The 19,270-nt window shown below is 36.1% G+C and carries 8 protein-coding genes; 6 read left to right on the top strand and 2 right to left on the bottom strand.

Annotated features, from left to right (window positions below):
• The first annotated feature begins 693 nt into the window (after nt 1-693).
• From ACWA1B_RS06985 to ACWA1B_RS06965, 5 genes are all read left to right on the top strand, one after another.
• Nucleotides 694-11,118 carry an Ig-like domain-containing protein gene (locus ACWA1B_RS06985; protein ID WP_456905400.1) on the top strand — a complete coding sequence of 3,475 codons (10,425 nt, stop codon included), beginning with the start codon at nt 694-696 and terminating at the stop codon, nt 11,116-11,118.
• A gap of 47 nt (nt 11,119-11,165) precedes the next feature.
• Nucleotides 11,166-12,098, top strand: coding sequence for a PorP/SprF family type IX secretion system membrane protein (locus ACWA1B_RS06980; protein ID WP_456905398.1), 933 nt, complete (start codon nt 11,166-11,168; stop codon nt 12,096-12,098).
• An 11-nt stretch (nt 12,099-12,109) separates the two neighbouring features.
• The gene (locus ACWA1B_RS06975; RefSeq protein WP_456905396.1) at nt 12,110-14,047 is read left to right on the top strand and encodes an OmpA family protein; all 1,938 of its coding nucleotides are present in this window, start codon (nt 12,110-12,112) and stop codon (nt 14,045-14,047) included.
• A 246-nt stretch (nt 14,048-14,293) separates the two neighbouring features.
• Nucleotides 14,294-16,300, top strand: a complete 2,007-nt coding sequence (gene ligA / locus ACWA1B_RS06970; protein ID WP_456905394.1) for an NAD-dependent DNA ligase LigA — start codon at nt 14,294-14,296, stop codon at nt 16,298-16,300.
• Nucleotides 16,287-16,982, top strand: a complete 696-nt coding sequence (locus ACWA1B_RS06965) for a lysoplasmalogenase family protein (protein ID WP_035644970.1) — start codon at nt 16,287-16,289, stop codon at nt 16,980-16,982. Before ligA ends, ACWA1B_RS06965 begins: the two co-directional genes overlap by 14 nt.
• On the opposite strand, the gene ACWA1B_RS06960 is transcribed toward ACWA1B_RS06965, so the two are convergent.
• A complete protein-coding gene (locus ACWA1B_RS06960; protein WP_035644967.1) occupies nt 16,968-17,879 on the bottom strand; it encodes a bifunctional metallophosphatase/5'-nucleotidase in 912 nt (303 codons plus the stop codon). The two genes, ACWA1B_RS06965 and ACWA1B_RS06960, sit on opposite strands and share 15 nt — an antisense overlap.
• A gap of 51 nt (nt 17,880-17,930) precedes the next feature.
• Entirely contained in the window at nt 17,931-18,710 is a 780-nt protein-coding gene (locus ACWA1B_RS06955) for a 5'-nucleotidase C-terminal domain-containing protein (RefSeq protein ID WP_456905391.1), read from the bottom strand.
• A gap of 47 nt (nt 18,711-18,757) precedes the next feature.
• On the opposite strand from ACWA1B_RS06955, the gene ACWA1B_RS06950 reads away from it, so the two are divergent.
• Nucleotides 18,758-19,270 carry a DUF6913 domain-containing protein gene (locus tag ACWA1B_RS06950; protein WP_456905389.1) on the top strand — a complete coding sequence of 171 codons (513 nt, stop codon included), beginning with the start codon at nt 18,758-18,760 and terminating at the stop codon, nt 19,268-19,270.

The following is a 19,270-nucleotide window of genomic DNA, read 5'->3' as shown; positions in this document are numbered from 1 at the left end:
AGAAAATGTTTGACCCAAATGTTTTTCTTTTTTAGTAACTTAATTATATGCGTATGGAATTGACAATTACTCTCATTATCAAGTTTGCATTAAGTGTTCAAGTTATTTTTGCATTATTTAATGTTGCGAAATTTGCTCGTAAAATTTCTTTCTATTCAAATCTAAGTTTATTTCAAAACCACAATCAATATATTAATTTATTATCATTGCCCAGTTGGCAACTAGGTTAATAAATGATGATTTATCGTGCTTATTATTAGTTAATGCGATATATGATTATTTATCAATCACTGTTTCAAGTTTTAAAATCTTATTAAAACCCTGAGAGTCTAATCAGCTTTCTTGTGATATTGAACCAGTATTTTTTTATTCCCCCACAACATAACGTTTAAATTTTCTTAATTGAAAATTATGTAGCAAACAAATCACTTCATCAGGAAGATTGGTCTAGATCAGTATTTCCTAAAAGTTTTGAGGGATTTTTTATTCAGGATGAATAAAAGTATTCTTTGGTATACATAAAAATGTATACTCTAATTTAATTTTTTTTAATGAAATAAGATTTTAAAGTTCAGCCCCAAATACTTTAGATTTTATTTTAACTAGTTGAATATTAGTGTTTTTTATAATTGCCTAAGCATTCGTGCTTTTCGCAACAGGTATTTTATTGTCCATTTTCTAATCTTCCAAATTATGAAAAAAATCTTTACTTTTTGTAATCTCATTATTAAGAAGAGATTATTGGGGCTATTATTTTTATTCCTATTATGTAGTAATGCTTTTGCTCAGAATGTTTGCCGACCAGTTTCGCAAACAAATAGCCAGGCAGGTTTATTATGTGTAGGTTTAGATGTAAGTAATCCCACGTTGGCCTATGACAACGATCCGGGGCTAACAACATTTGCAACTCTGCAAAATGCGGTCGGACTCCTATGCTTGGTTGAAGAGACCATGACACTGAACCAGACCGTTAGAGCCGGAGATGAAATTGTACTTTATTTAGGTACAGGAAATGGTTTGCTTGATGTTGGACTATTGTCCAATGTATCAATTCAAACAAAGCTTTCAGGAACAAATGTAGGTCCAAGAGTGGCGCTTAACAGCCCAGTTTTGAACCTTAGTTTGTTATCTGGAAATGCTATTGGAGAAGTCCGATATACAGTTCCTGGCGACGCCAATCAAGTACAAATTCAGGTAGGAGGTCTTTTAAGCCTGCTTGTTAACTTACGAGTTTATGATGTTCGTCTTGATTTTGCAAAACCAACAGTAACAGGTGGTTTAAATCAGACGATTTGTTCAGGAACTTCAACGACTTTAACTGCTACACCGGTAGCAGGAACAACTTTAGTATGGTATAGTTCAGCATCTTCTACAACTGCGTTAGCAACTGGAAATACTTTGGTTACTCCAACTTTAACTGCTAGTACTACTTATTATATTGGTGTAGAAAGAGCCGGAGGATGTGAAGGTAACAATCGTGTGCCAGTGGTTGTTAATGTGTCTAATCCTGTTGCACCGGCAATTAGTTCTTCGGGGACTGCGGTGTGTTCTTCGGGAGCAACACAACAAACTACTTTGTCTTTGATTAATCCAATTCCGGGAACAACTTATAATTGGTATTCAGTACCTACTGCGGGAACAATTCTGGCTTCGGGAACTTCGTATTCTCCAACAGTTCCTATTGGAACAACTAGTTTTTATGTAGAAGCTGTTATTGGAAGTTGCATAAGTCCAACTCGAACTCAGGTAGATGTAGTTTCGGTTGCGGTTCCGGCAGTGGCTAGTGCTTTGACGCAAAATGTAACCATTCAATCTGGACAAAATGCCACTTTGAATGCCACAACATCTGAAGCTGGAGTGACGCTGAATTGGTATGATGTAGCGACAGGCGGAACAGCTCTTGCAACAAATACCTCAACTTTCACAACTCCGATTTTAACTGCTACAAAAACCTATTATGTAGAAACTCAAAGTGCAACTGGTGGTTGTGTAAGTGCTTCAAGGACTCCAATTACAGTGAACGTAGTGAGTACTCCGCTTGGAGGATGTTTACAAGCAAATAGTCAGCAAACTAATATCAATGGTCTTTGTTTGTTATGTAGCAGTACAAATCCAGATTTGTCTGTTGACGGAGATATTAATACAGCGGCGCGTTTAACCGTGCCTGTTGGTTTAGTAAATGGATGGATTCAACAAACATTACAATTTAATAATCCAGGAAAAGCAGGTGATATTATAGATGTTGAATTAGAATTACCGGGTGGTGTTCTAGATTTAAGTTTATTGAATTATATAAGTTTAGCAACCTATAATGGAGCAACTTTTAATAATGACAGAGTTTCGATAAATAACTTAGTAAGTGTTCAATTATTAGGAGGGAATCGTTTTAGAGCTAGTATAACTGCAGGAGCAAATTTTGACAGAGTTGAAGTTCGTTTAGGCGGTTTAGTAGCTGCATTGACGAGCTTGGATATTTATCAGGCAAGTTATCATTATGGCGAAACAAATGTTACAGGAAATAAAAATATTTGTAGTGGACAAAATACAGTATTAACTGCAGGCCTTGCTGTTGGAGAAACCGTTAATTGGTATTCTGCAGCCACCGGCGGTGCTTCATTGGCAAGTACTGCAGCTTTTACCACACCAAATTTAACTGTTGATACAACATATTGGACAGAAGTAACTCGAAATGGTTGTGTTAACAGTGTGCGTTATGCTGTGCCAATTACAGTAAATAATCCTGTAGTGGCAACTTTGGCGGCAGCTTCTTCAAGTATTTGTGAAGGACAATCTACGACAATAACAGTTCAGTCTCCAGTTGCAGGTACTACTTATAATTGGTACGATGCAGCAACAGCTGGAAATTTATTGTTTACAGGAACTACCTTTACAACTCCAGCTTTAACTTCTTCAACAAGTTATTATGTTGAATCAGTAATTGGAAGCTGTACTACTTCAAGCAGAGCGCAAGCCAGTATAACTGTTAATCCACTGCCAGCATCGCCAACAGTGGCATCTTCAACGGTAATTATTCCTTCAGGACAAGTTGTTACATTACAAGTTTCAAATCCTGTGGCAGGTATCGCTTATGATTGGTACGATGTAGCTACGGGAGGAACAGCGTTAGTGACGGATAATCCAAGTTATACTCCAAGTCCAGCTTTAACAGCGGACAAAACGTATTATATAGAAGCAAGAAACGCTTCAAATTGCGTTAGTGCAACAAGAACAGTAATCAATGTTGTTGTAACACCTCCAGCACCAGTAACTTCATGTTTACAGGCAAATGCACAAACTATCTCAACAAGCGGTATTGCTTGTGTAGGTTGTGGTGCTGTTTTAGGAACAGCTAATTTATCTGTTGATGGTGACAATACTACTGCAACTACTCTTCAAAATCCTGTAGGAGTAGCAGGTTATGTACAACAAAGACTAGATTTTGCGAGTTCTGGCTTTACAGGTGATATAATAGAAGTTGAGCTTGGCTTGCCAACCGGACTTTTAGATATTAGTGCCCTCTCTTATATTACTTTAGAAAGTTATAATGGAGGAACTGATAATGGAGATGGTGCAGCTATTAATTCATTACTAAACGTACAGTTATTAGGTGGAAACCGTTTCCGAGCTACTTTTGCAGCAGGCGCAAATTTCACTGGTGTACAAGTTAGATTAGGAGGAGTACTTTCGGTATTGAGTGAATTAAATATTTATGGAGCTTCATTTAGATATAAAGAAGCTACAATTACTGGAGCATCTTCACCAATTTGTTCAGGAGCGTCTGCAACATTGACAGCTTCAACTACAGGAGGAGATATACTTAGCTGGTATGACGTTGCTAGCGGAGGTTTAGCTTTGGCTTCAAACACAAACACTTATACAACAGGACCTTTGACAGGTTCTAAAACCTATTATATTGAAGCTGTTCGAGGTGGTACTTGTATAAATAGTGTTCGTCAGCCGGTAACGGTAACGGTGTTACCTTTATCAGTTGCGGCAGATATTACTATTGCAAGTCCAGTAACATCTTCATGTGATGGAACAGCTGTTTTGAATCCAACTTCTGGTTTAACCGGAGCACAATTTAAATATTACACAGATCAGGTTAAAACACAAGAAATTATTACAGGATCAACAGTTGTTGCTCAGCCTGGAATTACTTTTTCTAAAGATGCATCAACAGGAGCACTTACTATAAGCGGACTTGCTTCAGGAGTATCTTATACTTATTATATCGCTGTTGGGAATACAGCAAGCTGTGATAATGCAATAAATACTTTAAAACCAGTCGTGGTTAATTTCCCGGCAACTACTACAAGTTTGGCAGTAACATCGCCATTAGTTGCTTGTGGAAGTGCTAATTTAAAAAATGCGATTACAGGACTTGATACTAGCGGAAATACAACTTATACTTTTTTCGATCCTTCAAATGCAATTATGACAGACGAAGCAGCATCGAATGTAACGATTAGTGGTGTTTACTCAATTCAGGCTCAAGGCAGCGGAGTCGATTGTCCATCTGCAAAACAAACAGTGACAGTGACAATTAATGCGCTGCCAAGCTTGACTGTTGACCCAGCACAATCTGTAGCTCAAGGTACAAATGTGACGCTGAATGCAACTTCAAATGGTGTATTAGCGTGGTATGACCCACAAGGAGTGGCAATAGCAGGACCTCCATTTACTACAGGTGCGCTTAATGTTCCTGGTATTTACACTTATACAGTTGTAGCAACATTAGGAAGCTGTTCTGTAACAGGTACGCTTTCAGTAAATGTTAAAGATCCGGATAATTGCCAATTATTAACTGAAAGAGTATATGCAAATGGACAAAGTTCAGGATCAATTGTTACTGGAGGCGTATCAAATGGACCAAATGCTATTGATGGAAATCCACAAACATTTTCAACGATTACTACCGGAGTAGGACTTTTAGGAATCGGTACAACCTGGCAAAACTTAACTTGGTCTTCAAATATTGCAAAAGGAACACCAGTAACTATTAAATTGGGTTCTGAATATAGCGGATTAGGAGTGGCACAAGGAGTTTCAGTAATTGGAACTAAAGCTGGAGTTGATATCGGAACATTGCAATCTATTTCAGGAGCATTATTGAATTTGCTTCCGGGAGATAATGCTTATGAGTACACCTTTGTACCTTCAAATGCTGCAGGTCCACAGGATTATGACGGAATCCGAATTGTATCAGGCGCAGTTTTAAGTGTTGCTCAAAATACTAAAGTTTATGAAGCTTATTACAATAAATCTGTTTCTACGGTAGCATGTACACCAGGAGATATTCAGGATATTTTTTATGGAACAACTGATTTAGGACTTCCTGTAGGAGCGTTGACTGCTACAGTTGGAGTAAGCGATGCCTGGAATATAGCTGATAATGATGTTACGACTTATGCTACAATGTATAGCGGTGTTGGTGCTCTTGCAGCTGCAGATATGACAGTGCAATTCAAAACGCCTTCAGTAGTAAGTGATACATTAAGAATAGTGATTTCAAAACCAAGCACATTATTGAATGTTAATTTGTTAACTGGTTTTAGCATTCAGCGTTATCTAGGAAACGTTGCGGTTGGAGCTCCTATTCAAAATAATAGTACATTATTAAGTTTAAAATTATTATCTGCCAATACGATGGCAATGGTGTTAGTATCTTCTCCAACAGAATCATATGATAGAGTGAGAATCCGTTTTGGTGGAGTAGCGGGTGTTCTGGAATTCTTAAGAGTTCACACAGTTGAGCGCGTAGCTAATACTTCGGTTATAGATGGAGGAACTGATAATAAGGTTACAGTCTGTCCGGGAAGTCCCGTAACACTTCAAATACCAGAAGAAGCTTGTTCAACTTATGTTTGGTATGATTCACCTACGGGAGGAGCAATTGTAGCGAATGGTGTTACTTATAATGTGCCAGCAAATTTAGCGGCAGGTATATACAAATATTATGTTCAGCCAGTACGTTACGGTTGCGAAGCAATGACTCGAGGTGAAGTTACTGTTGAAGTTAGAGCAACAAGTCCAGAGCCTACTTTGACAGATATTACTCTGAATGGTACTGCAACAACTGCGATTTGTGCTCCTTCAGGAACTATAACTTTAGCTACAAGTTTAGTGGGTACGTTTACGAATCCAGTTTATCATTGGTATAAATTTGATGGAAGTGTAAGTCAGCCTGTAGCTGGTGCGACAGGACCATCATTGATAGTGAATGGTTTAATTCCTGGAACTTATACTTATTTTGTTGGCGTTAGTTCAAATGAATTTTGTGAAACGGCTGAAGCGGATAGAAAACAAATAACGTTTACTATTTTACCTCCTTCATTAGCAAGTGATATTGTAGTTGATGATTTAACAGTGTGTAATGGTGTTGCTGCATCATTGACGCCAACTGCGCCAACATTGACAAATCCTATTTTCACTTGGTATGCAGATGCTAGTAAAACTCCTCTTGTAAATGGAACACCAGCTGGTGTAACTTATACAGTAAGTCCAACGGGAGTCTTGACAGTTACTGGTTTAACACGTGCGGTAAGTCCAATAACTTATTATGTTGCTGTTTCGAGTGATACAACTTGCGAAAATCTAGCAGGAACATTACAAGATGCTGTAATTATTATAAGTGATCCAAATACACCAACGACAACAAATTCTACTCAAAATTTCTGTTTAATTAATAATCCAACAGTTGCCAATATTCAGATAAATGAATCAAATGTGGTTTGGTATAGTACAGATACTTCTACAACACCTTTGTTATCTACTGACGCTTTAGTTACGGGTACCTATTATGCCACAGCAAAAGATCCAGTTACTAATTGTGAAAGCAGTGTTCGCTTGGCAGTTGCAGTTAATGTAAACGATCCAGGAACACCGACACTAGTAACAGCAGGCACACAAAATTTCTGTTTGGCAAATGCACCTACTTTTGCAAGTGTTCAATTCAATGAAACAAATATTGTTTGGTATGATGCTTTGACAGGCGGAAACTTGATTCCATCAACTCAGGCATTGACTAACGGAACTTATTTCGCTACAATCAGCGATCCTGCAACAGGATGCGAGAGCGCAACAAGATTGAGCGTGACTATAAACGTAAATGATCCAGGAACTCCGACACTAGTAACAGCAGGTATACAAAACTTCTGTTTGATTAATTCACCGACTTTTGCAAGTGTTCAGTTCAATGAGACAAACATTGTTTGGTACACAGCTTTGACAGGAGGAACTTTGATTCCATCGACTCAGGCATTGACAAGCGGAACATATTTCGCTTCAATAAGTGACCCTGCAACAGGATGTGAAAGCGCAACAAGATTAAGCGTAACAATCAATGTAAACGATCCAGGTACACCGACATTAGTAACAGCAGGCTCACAAAACTTCTGTCTGATTAATGCACCGACTTTTGCAAGTGTTCAATTCAATGAAACGAATATTGTTTGGTACACAGCTTTGACAGGAGGAACATTGATTCCATCGACTCAGGCCTTGACAAGTGGAACTTATTTCGCTTCAATCAGTGATCCTGTAACAGGTTGTGAAAGTGCAACAAGATTAAGCGTTACAATAAATGTAAACGATCCAGGAACACCGACATTGGTAACAGCAGGCACACAAAATTTCTGTTTGGTTAATGCACCTACTTTTGCAAGTGTTCAATTCAATGAAACGAATATTGTTTGGTATGATGCTTTGACAGGTGGAAACTTGATTCCATCAACTCAGGCATTGACTAACGGAACGTATTTTGCAGCAATCAGCGATCCTGCAACAGGATGCGAGAGCGCAACAAGATTAAGCGTTACAATAAATGTAAACGATCCGGGAACTCCGACACTAGTAACAGCAGGAACACAAAACTTCTGTTTGATAAATGCACCGACTTTTGCAAGTGTTCAGTTCAATGAGACAAACATTGTTTGGTATACAGCTTTGACAGGAGGAACATTGATTCCATCGACTCAGGCATTGACAAGTGGAACGTATTTCGCCTCAATCAGCGATCCTGCAACAGGATGCGAGAGCGCAACAAGATTGAGCGTGACTATAAACGTAAACGATCCGGGCACACCGACATTGGTAACAGCAGGCACACAAAATTTCTGTTTGGTAAATGCACCTACTTTTGCAAGTGTTCAATTCAACGAAACGAATATTGTTTGGTATACTGCCTTGACAGGCGGAACATTGATTCCATCGACTCAGGCATTGACAAGTGGAACGTATTTCGCCTCAATCAGTGATCCTGCAACAGGTTGTGAAAGTGCAGCAAGATTAAGCGTGACTATAAACGTAAACGATCCGGGCACTCCGACACTAGTAACAGCAGGCACACAAAATTTCTGTTTGGTTAATGCACCTACTTTTGCAAGTGTTCAATTCAACGAAACGAATATTGTTTGGTATGATGCTTTGACAGGAGGAAACTTGATTCCATCAACTCAGGCATTGACTAACGGAACGTATTTTGCAGCAATCAGCGATCCTGCAACAGGATGCGAGAGCGCAACAAGATTGAGCGTGACTATAAACGTAAACGATCCAGGAACTCCGACATTGGTAGCAGCAGGAACACAAAACTTCTGTTTGGTTAATGCTCCTACATTTGCAAGTGTTCAGTTCAATGAGACGAATATTGTTTGGTACACAGCTTTGACAGGAGGAACATTGATTCCATCGACTCAGGCATTGACAAGTGGAACGTATTTCGCCTCAATCAGCGATCCTGCAACAGGATGCGAGAGCGCAACAAGATTGAGCGTGACTATAAACGTAAACGATCCAGGAACTCCGACATTGGTAACAGCAGGAACACAAAACTTCTGTTTGGTTAATGCTCCTACATTTGCAAGTGTTCAATTCAACGAGACAAATATTGTTTGGTACACAGCTTTGACAGGAGGAACATTGATTCCATCGACTCAGGCCTTGACAAGTGGAACTTATTTCGCTTCAATTAGTGATCCTGTAACAGGTTGTGAAAGTGCAGCAAGATTAAGCGTTACAATAAATGTAAACGATCCGGGAACACCGACACTAGTAACAGCAGGCACACAAAATTTCTGTTTGGTAAATGCACCTACTTTTGCAAGTGTTCAATTCAATGAAACGAATATTGTTTGGTATGATGCTTTGACAGGAGGAAACTTGATTCCATCAACTCAGGCATTGACTAACGGAACGTATTTTGCAGCAATTAGCGATCCTGCAACAGGATGCGAGAGTGCAACAAGATTAAGCGTTACAATCAGTATTACAGATCCATTGACTCCTACGACTACAAATGCATCTCAAGTTTTCTGTTCTGGAAATGCACCAACAGTTGCCAATATCCAAGTGAACGAAATAAATGTAGTTTGGTACAATACAGCGAATGGCGGAACAGCAATTCCTGCAACAACTGCTTTAGCTAGTGGTACATATTACGGAGCTATGAAAGATCCTGTAACAGGTTGTGAAAGTAGCGTAAGATTGGCAGTTAATGTTACGGTTGGAAATACAATAAATCCGACTACAACAAATGCATCGCAAAGCTTCTGTTCAACAACAGCGCCTACTATTGCTAACATACAGGTAAACGAAAGCAATGTTACTTGGTTTAGTTCAGCAACAGGAGGAACAGCAATTCCAGCGACAACTGCATTAACAACAGGTGTTTATTACGGCAATATTGTTGATCCAGTAACAGGATGCGAAAGTTCAACTCGTTTACAGGTTACGGTTACGGTAACAAACCCAAGTCCGACGCCAACAACAACGAATGCAATTCAGAACTTCTGTACACTAAATACACCAACAGTTGCTAATATTCAGGTTAATGAAGCAAATGTAGTTTGGTATAGTACAGCAACGGGAGGAACAGCAATTCCGGCAGCAACAGCATTGACTACAGGAACATATTACGGAGCTGTTTCAAGTGCAATAGGTTGCGAGAATCCAGTACGTTTGGCAGTTGTGGTAAATGTAAATACTCCGGGAGTTATTACAACACCAAGAACAACACAAACATTCTGTTTGTCAAAATTGCCAACACTTGCGAATATCTTAGTAAATGAACCAAATGTAGTATGGTATTCTTCTGCAACGGGCGGAACACCTTTAGCAGCAAATACACAATTAACTGCTGGAACTTACTATGCTTCGGCTCTTGCAAATACAACAAATGGATGTGAAAGCGCAACAAGATTAGGAATCACTATTGCTTTTGAAAATGATGCTTTGGTTCCGATTACGACAAGCGATGAGACTCCATGTGTTTTCCAAGGTGTAACTTATTCAGTAGCAAATGGTAAATCGAATTATGTATGGTCAGTTACTAACGGAACAATTATTTCTGGTGGGGGAACTGCTGACGGAAATGTAACAATTTCATGGTCTGATATTGGTTCTGGTCAAGTAAAAGTTACATACATCAACACTTGCGATGAAACAACTACTAAAACATTGAATGTTACAGTGGCAACTTGTTCAGATTTAACTATTACTAATACAGTGAGTAATCCAACTCCAAATTTTGGTGAGCAGGTAACATTTACAGTAACAGTAAACAATGTTGGTCAGGGAAGTTTTATAAATACTCTGGTAAGTGATTTATTGCCTAATGGTTATGATTTGATTAGCTCTAGCACAACTCAAGGAACATACGATCCAACAACACAGCTTTGGACAATTCCAACACTAAATGCAGGTCAGAGCGTAGTGCTTACAATTGTTGCCGAAGTAGTTCATGGTACTGATTATTTATCTGTTGCAACTATTGAAATATCAACTCCTTTAGATGTTTCTGCAGCAAACAACTCGGCTTCAGTTTCAGTCGAACCAATTTGTTTAACAGTTTATAACGAGTTCACTCCAAATAATGATGGAGCTAATGATCTCTTTAGAATTGACTGTATCGAATCGTATCCAAATAATGAATTGAAAGTATACAACAGATATGGCGCATTAGTTTACAGTAAACAACATTATGAAAATGATTGGAACGGAACTGCGAATGTATCTGGAGTTATTAGTAGAGGAGATATGCTGCCAACAGGTACTTATTTTTATGTGATAGACATTGGAGACGGAACGGTTAAAAAAGGATGGTTATCTATAATGAGATAAGCAGACAATGTTAATCATCTAATTAATTAAACTAAATAAGTATCGTTATGAAACTATATATAAAATCATTAGAAGCATATTTTATTCTAATATGCTCTTTTATCACAGTCTGTGCCAGTGCGCAGCAAGATCCGGAGTACACGCAGTATATGTACAACACAATGGCGGTAAATCCAGCATATGCTGGGTCTACCGGTACTTTAGAAGCAACACTTTTGCACCGTTCACAATGGGTTGGAATTTCTGGAGCGCCAGAAACACAGTCTTTTTCAATTCACGCACCGCTTCGAAACGAGAAAGTTGGTTTAGGACTTAGCGTTGTCAATGACAAAATTGGTCCATCAAATGAACTTTATCTTGACGGAAACTTTTCTTATTCAATTCCGCTTGGATATGAAAAAAGATTAGCCTTCGGTTTGAAAGCAGGTATGAGAATGCTGAATGTAGATTGGTCAAAAGGGAGATATTATGATCCGAATGATGTTTTGCTAAACCAAAATATCGACAATCAGGCAAAACTGGCAGTTGGAGCCGGAATCTATTACTATACTGACAAATGGTACGTAGGTGCGTCAGTTCCTAGTTTCATCGAAAATAGTTATTATGATGATGTTCAGGAGTCGATTAACTATGATCGTTTGCATTATTATTTCATGGGAGGTTATGTTTTTGATTTGAATCCAAATCTAAAATTCAAACCTGCATTTTTAGTGAAAGCAGTAAGTGGAGCTCCACTTACTGCTGATATATCGGCGAATTTTATGATTGCTGAAAAGTTTGTGATAGGTGGTTCATACAGAACAGATGATTCTGTGAGCATCTTGGCAGGTTTTCAGATTTCTAAAAGTTTTTATGTTGGATACGCTTTTGATTATACCGTTAGTGATTTGAATAAATACAACGACGGATCGCACGAAATTATTCTGCGTTATCAGTTCAATAAAGGCGAAAGTAAAATCAAATCTCCTCGATTCTTCTAAATCTAAAACCTATGAAAAAACTATATATCCTAAGTTTAGTCTTGAGCATTACGTTTAGTTTTGCTCAAAAGACTAATTTAAAGAAAGCCGATGCGCTGTTTAGAAATTTTGCTTATGCAGATGCATCAAGGGCTTACGAAGAAATTTTGCAAAACACCAAAAATCCTTCAGCGCAAACGTTAAAAAATGCAGCCGACTCGTATTATTTTATTTCCGATGAAAGAAATGCCTTAAAATGGTACAAAAAACTATACGAAGCACAAGGCAATAATTTAACCGATATTTACTATTTGCGTTATATTCAGTCGCTAAAAGGCGTAATGGATTATGACGAAGCAGATAAAATGACAAAAGAATACTTGACCAAAAAAGGAGATCAAAAAGAGGTGAACCGTTACCTTGCTCAGAAAAAACTGCTTGATAGTTTGTCTAAAGCAAAACCACTTTACACAATTAAAAATCTTGACATTAATACAAGTAAATCTGATTTTGGTGCTACTTTTTTTCAAGACAGAATCGTGTTTACGTCTGCCAGGGATACAACAAAATTTAGCGAAAAATTGTACACTTGGAACAATCAGCCTTTCTTAAATCTTTATTTATCCGAAAGAAATCCAGCTGATGGAAGTTTGTTCAACGAAACATTATTTCTTCCAAATGTAATGACAAAGTATCACGAAGCAACAGCCTCTTTCGATGCCAGCGGAAAAACAATTTATTATTCGACAAACATTGTCAAAAAGAATAAATTAGTTATTGATGAAAGCAAAACCAATAATTTTCAGATTGTTAAAGGAAGTATTGTAAATAATAAATTAGAAAATCCGCAAAAACTTTTCTTTGATAATGACGATTATTCAGTAGGACATCCTTCATTAAGTGAAGACGGAAAATGGCTTTTCTTTGCTTCAGATATGAGTGGAGGAATTGGTGAAACCGATTTGTATTATGTCAAAATTGCTGACGACGGAACAATGAGTTCTCCGGTAAATCTTGGTCCAAAAATCAATACGCTTGGAAATGAGGTTTTTCCATATTTTCGAAACGGAAAACTTTATTTTTCTTCTGATGGACATTATGGTTTAGGAGATTTGGATGTTTACGAAAGCAAACTTTTAGCTGACGGAACTTTCTCTGATCCAGTAAATTTAGGTGCTCCAATAAATAGCAATAAAGACGATTTTACTTTTATAATTGACAGCGCTGAAACTTATGGTTATGTTTCATCAAACAGAGCAGGAGGTAAAGGCGATGATGATATTTACTCATTTGTAAAAGGAAAACCAGTTTGCAATCAGAGTATTTCGGGTATGGCAATAAATAAAAAGACCAGATTGCCGCTTACAGATGTTTCAATTATGGCATATAATTCATATAGCGAAATTCTTGGCGAAACAAAAACAAATTTTGAAGGGAAATACGCCATCGAGGTGCCTTGCGGAAAAACAGTAAAAATGATTGCTGCAAAACCAAACTACGCAAGTGATGAAAAAACCGTTGAAACCACTAAAGAAAATGGTGGAGAAATTAAAGATGTCAATTTTGAATTGAGTAACTATGACGATTTAGTAGTCAAAAGCAAAGGCGTTGAAAAAGTGGATGTAAAACCTATTTACTTTGATTATGACAAATATGATATTACACCATTGGCAATTGAAGAATTGACAAAAGTAGTTTTTATCATGCAAAAATTTCCAAACATTAAAATTAAGATCGAATCTCATACAGATTCCCGTGGAAAAGACTCCTATAACTTAAAACTTTCAGACAATAGAGCCAAATCCACCCGAGATTATATTGTTTCTCAGGGAATTGATGCTTCTCGAATTGAAAGCGCAAAAGGTTATGGAGAAACCAGGTTAATTAATAAATGCAAAAATGGTGTAAAATGTACCGAAGAAGAGCATTTGTTAAATAGACGTTCTGACTTTATCATTATCCAAAAATAGTTTTATATTTGCATCCTAATTATTTGATTATCAGTGTAAAATATAAAACGAAGAAACCATTTGGAAGTTGGTTTTGTTTAATTCTTTTTTAAGAATAGTGGACAAGAAGAAAATCAAGTCGCATTTTTTTGTGACTTGATTTTTGATTTTTTAAAACTTTTATTTTTTGATGTTTTTCAACGAAAATAATTATCTAATTTTGATGTTTCAGTATTTCTAAATTAATTGGCATCATTTTAATATCCTATGAGTATTCAAGAAACTATTCAAACTTTAAGAGACGAACTTAACCAGCACAATTACAATTATTATGTGCTCGATAATGCGACTATTTCGGACTATGATTTCGATAGAAAATTAAAAGAGCTTCAGGATTTAGAAAACAAACACCCCGAATTTTTTGACGAACATTCACCTACGCAGCGAGTTGGAGGCGCAATTACTAAAAATTTTAAAACAATTGCACATCAATATCGTATGTATTCTTTAGATAATTCATATTCGAAAGAAGACTTACTGGATTGGGAAAACCGAATTCAAAGAGTTTTAGGTAACGTGAAATTAGAATATACCTGCGAATTGAAATATGATGGAGCATCAATAAGTATTACATACGAAAACGGAAAACTAGTTCAGGCATTAACTCGCGGAGATGGTTTTCAGGGTGATGAGGTGACAAATAATATCAAAACGATAAAATCAGTTCCGTTGCAATTGAAAGGAAATTATCCTGAAAAATTTGATATCAGAGGAGAAATAATTTTGCCATACGCTGGTTTCGAAAAAATGAACCAGGAATTGATTGAAATAGGAGAAACGCCTTATTCAAACCCCAGAAATACAGCTTCTGGAAGTTTAAAACTTCAAGATAGTGCTGAGGTTGCTAAGCGTCCGTTGGAATGCCTCTTATATTTTGTTACCGGAAATAATTTGCCGTTTTCTTCTCAGTTTGAAGGTTTGGAATCGGCGAGGAAATGGGGATTTAAAGTTCCGAAGGAAGCAAAATTGGTCGATAATATGAATGAAGTTTTTGATTTTATCGATTATTGGGATACGCACAGACATAATTTGCCATACGAAACAGATGGTGTTGTAATAAAAGTAAACAACATTCAATATCAGGAAGAATTAGGTTATACAGCAAAATCACCGCGATGGGCAATTGCATATAAATTTAAGGCAGAGCAGGTATCAACCAAATTAAATTCAATTTCGTATCAAGTTGGACGCACAGGAGCGATCACTCCAGTAGCCAATTTAGCGCCGGTTCAATTAGCGGGAACGATCGTAAAAAGAGCTTCTTTGCATAATGCAGACCAAATTGAAAAATTAGATATTAGAATAAATGACACTGTTTTTGTTGAAAAGGGAGGAGAGATCATTCCAAAAATTATTGCAGTAGATTTAGATAAACGACCAGAAAATTCAGAAAAAACAGAATATATTACACATTGTCCTGAATGTCAGACGGAATTAGTTAGAAATGAAGGCGAAGCCAATCATTATTGTCCAAATTTCTACGGATGTCCTCCACAAATTATTGGACGTGTGCAGCATTACATTTCAAGAAAAGCAATGGATATTGAAGGTCTTGGAGGTGAAACAGTGGCGCTGCTTTTCAAAAATGATTTAGTGCATAATTATGCTGATTTGTATGAATTAAAAGTTGAAGATATTTTGCACTTGGAAAGAATGGCGCAAAAATCAGCGGAGAATTTGGTAAACGGTGTTGAAAAATCGAAAGAAATTCCTTTTGAAAGTGTTCTTTTTGCACTCGGAATACGTTTTGTAGGTGAAACTGTTGCTAAAAAATTGGCCAAACATTATAAAAATATCGATGCTTTAAGCCAGGCTTCTTTAATGGACTTGATTTTAGTGGATGAAATAGGAGAACGAATTGCCAAAAGTGTAATCGAATTTTTTGAAAATGAAGAAAATAAACGAATAATTGAGCGCTTAAAAAATTATGGTGTTCAATTCGAAATAGTCGAAAAAATCAACCCCAACGCTACAGAAAAATTCATCGGAAAAACATTTGTCGTTTCAGGCGTATTTGAAAAGTTTTCGAGAGATGAACTAAAGAAAACAATCGAAGATAATGGTGGAAAAGTAGGAAGTTCAATTTCCGCGAAAACAGATTTTGTTGTCGCAGGTGATAATATGGGACCGGCAAAATTAGAAAAAGCCAATAAATTAAACATTCCTATATTGTCAGAGGAAGAATTTATAAGTAAATTAAATGAAAGCGAATAAACCGTCTTTGATTTTATTCTTTGTAGCATTATTGTTTACAATTATTTTAGATTGCACGAAACAGGATATTTTAGCTATATATGCTAAAGCTGTCGTGTTGCCAGCTATTTTTTTCTATTTCATTATCAGCAGTGATTTTAAAATAGGAAAAACAGAAGGCTTGATTTTTTTCTTTTGTTTTATTGGGCAAGTTTTTGATCTCATGGATGTTGAGATTTCTGAACTGGGAGGAGTAATAAGCTTTTTGATTGTTTACTTATTGATTTTAAAGCTTTTTATAATAGACCACGAAAGAATAAAATTAAGAAGAAAAGATATTCTTCCGGTTTCTATCGTGGTCATATTTCTTGTCTATTTGTTGGTTTCCGTACTAAGTCTTCAATTGGATAACATGAAAAAGTTTAATTGGCTTTATACTTTTTACGGAATAGTACTAAGCGTTATGAGCTATTATTCGTTTGTAACGTATATTACCAAAGGAACGCATTTGGCTCTTTTAATGTCTTTGATGGCTGTCAGTTATATTTTTTCAGACATTTTTTATATTTTCAATGAATATTTTTCCTATTCAGTAGTTTTAGTTTTGATTCGTGATGTTACACAAATTTTGGGCTACTACTTTATGGTTGAATACTTTCTTGAAAAAACAAAAATGCACAAAAAAATGTTATACAATAATTGATTTTCCTTGATTCGTGTGATTTTTGTTTTTATCAAAATAAAAATCAATTCGGCCTAAGTTTATTCCGTAGCAACCTACCTGGTTAACTAAAACTTTTTCGCCAGCTTTATTTTTTACAATAGTTGGTTTGTCAAGAAAAGTATGTGTGTGACCTCCAATAATTAAATCAATATCCTGAGTTAATTCAGCTAATTTTAAATCGCAAATTTTCTTTTCATCATCTTTGTAATTATAGCCAAGATGCGACAAGCAGATAACCAAATCACATTTTTCTTCTTTTTTCAATAATTGCGTCATGTCCTGAGCAATTTCTACAGGATCATTATATACCGTTTCTTTGTACATCTGTTTGTCAACCAAACCGTCAAGTTCAATTCCTAAGCCAAAGACACCAACTTTAATTCCATTTTTATTGAAAATTTTATAAGGCTTCACAAGTCCGTTCATGACCGTATTTTTAAAGTCATAATTAGAATTGATAAATTCAAATTTAGCATGTGGCATTTGAGCATATAAACCATCCAAACCGTTGTCAAAATCATGATTTCCAATAGTTGAAGCATCATATTTCATCATGCTCATCAATTTAAATTCCAATTCGCCTCCATAGTAATTAAAATAAGGAGTTCCTTGAAAAATATCTCCGGCATCCAATAAAAGTACATTTGGATTTTCCTGACGAATGGTCTCTATAAGAGCCGCACGTCGAGAGACACCTCCTTTATTTGCATTACGAGGATCATCAGCAGGAAAAGGATCTATATGACTATGTACGTCATTAGTATGCAAAATAGTCAGGTGTTTTATATCATTAGTTTCAAAACTGCTTAACGACAAACCTAAACTTAATAAGGCCGTACTTGCAGCAGTTTTTTCAATAAATTCTCTTCTTTTCATTGGATATATTTTTTGCGTAAACGCTAGATAATTTTATTTTTTCTTGAATGCTTATTCTTCTGTAATTCTGGTATCTTTTGGAACCTGAATTGTATCAACCTCTTTGAAATAATCGATTAAAACATTTCTAAGCTTGTAGTTTAAATCATATTTCTCAACACTTTTACCAAAGAAGTTCATATTATCACCACGATTAGCAAGGTAATCGTTAGTAGCAACATAATAAATTTTATTTAAGTCAAGAGGTTTTCCCTGAACCATAATGTTTTTAGCTGTTTTGTCTTTTGTAATTGTAAACGTCATTCCAGACAACGGCTGTGCTTTTTTCTCCTTAATAATATAAGCAGCTATTTCTTGAACTTGTTCTCCTTTCAGGCCTAGAACAACAAGATTATTTTCGAAAGGCATAATTTCAAAAGCAGTTCTGGTAGTCACATTACCTTTTGGTAAAATAGCACGAATTCCTCCATGGTTTAATAAACAAAGATCAATTGTTTTATTTTCACGTGGCTTAAAAACCAAATTTCCTCTTTGTACGCAAACGTCAGCCATTAGGGATCCAATTGCTGTTTGCCATTTTCCGTTGCTTTTATCCAAAGTCTCAGGACAATAAGCTAAAACGCTGTCTAAATCCTTATTAATATGATCGCGATAAGGCTTGATAAAGTTTTCAATTTCAGGAGTTTGAGCTCCTTTTTCTGTTATAGGAAGCTGTTTTCCTTCGATCTTAGTTAAACTGTAGTTTTTCGGGCTACATGAAAAAATAAAAAATAGTGTTAAGAATATAACAAAAAGTTTTAAAAATCCGTTATACTTTTTTAGTTTTACCATCTTAAATGCGACTTAAATAATTAATTTTGTAATCTGGTAAAAATACTATGTTTTTAAATTATATAAAGGAATTATTTGTAAAAAAATCATTAAAAAATAATCTGAATATTGTCAAAAACGAAGTTTTTACAAGCGACATACAAACAATTGGTTTATTGATAGATGAAAGTAAGTTTCGTCATTCAAAAGAGTTGTTCAATGAACTTTCTCTTTACGGAATTGCTTCTGAAAACATAAAAATTGTAGCGTATAGAGATAAATTGAAGAAGAAAAAAACGTATTCTAGACCAACTTTTAGTAAAAAACAGATTAATTGGAAGGGAGAAATTACAGAAAGTTTTTTGAATGAATTTATCGAAACAGAATTTGATCTTTTGATTAGTTATTATGAAATCGAAAAGCCGATTTTGATGATGATCACAAGCAAGTCAAAAGCAAAATTCAAAATTGGATTTTCAGCGGTGAATAGAAAATTAAACCGATGGATGATAGAGACGGAAATGGAGAATTATAAAATATTTGTTTCCGAATTATTTAGGTATTTAAAAAGTTTAAAATAA

The sequence above is a fragment of the Flavobacterium xizangense genome (assembly GCF_054075145.1).
Note: the sequence above shows the minus strand (reverse complement) of the source record. Positions and strands in the feature narration are given on the sequence as shown.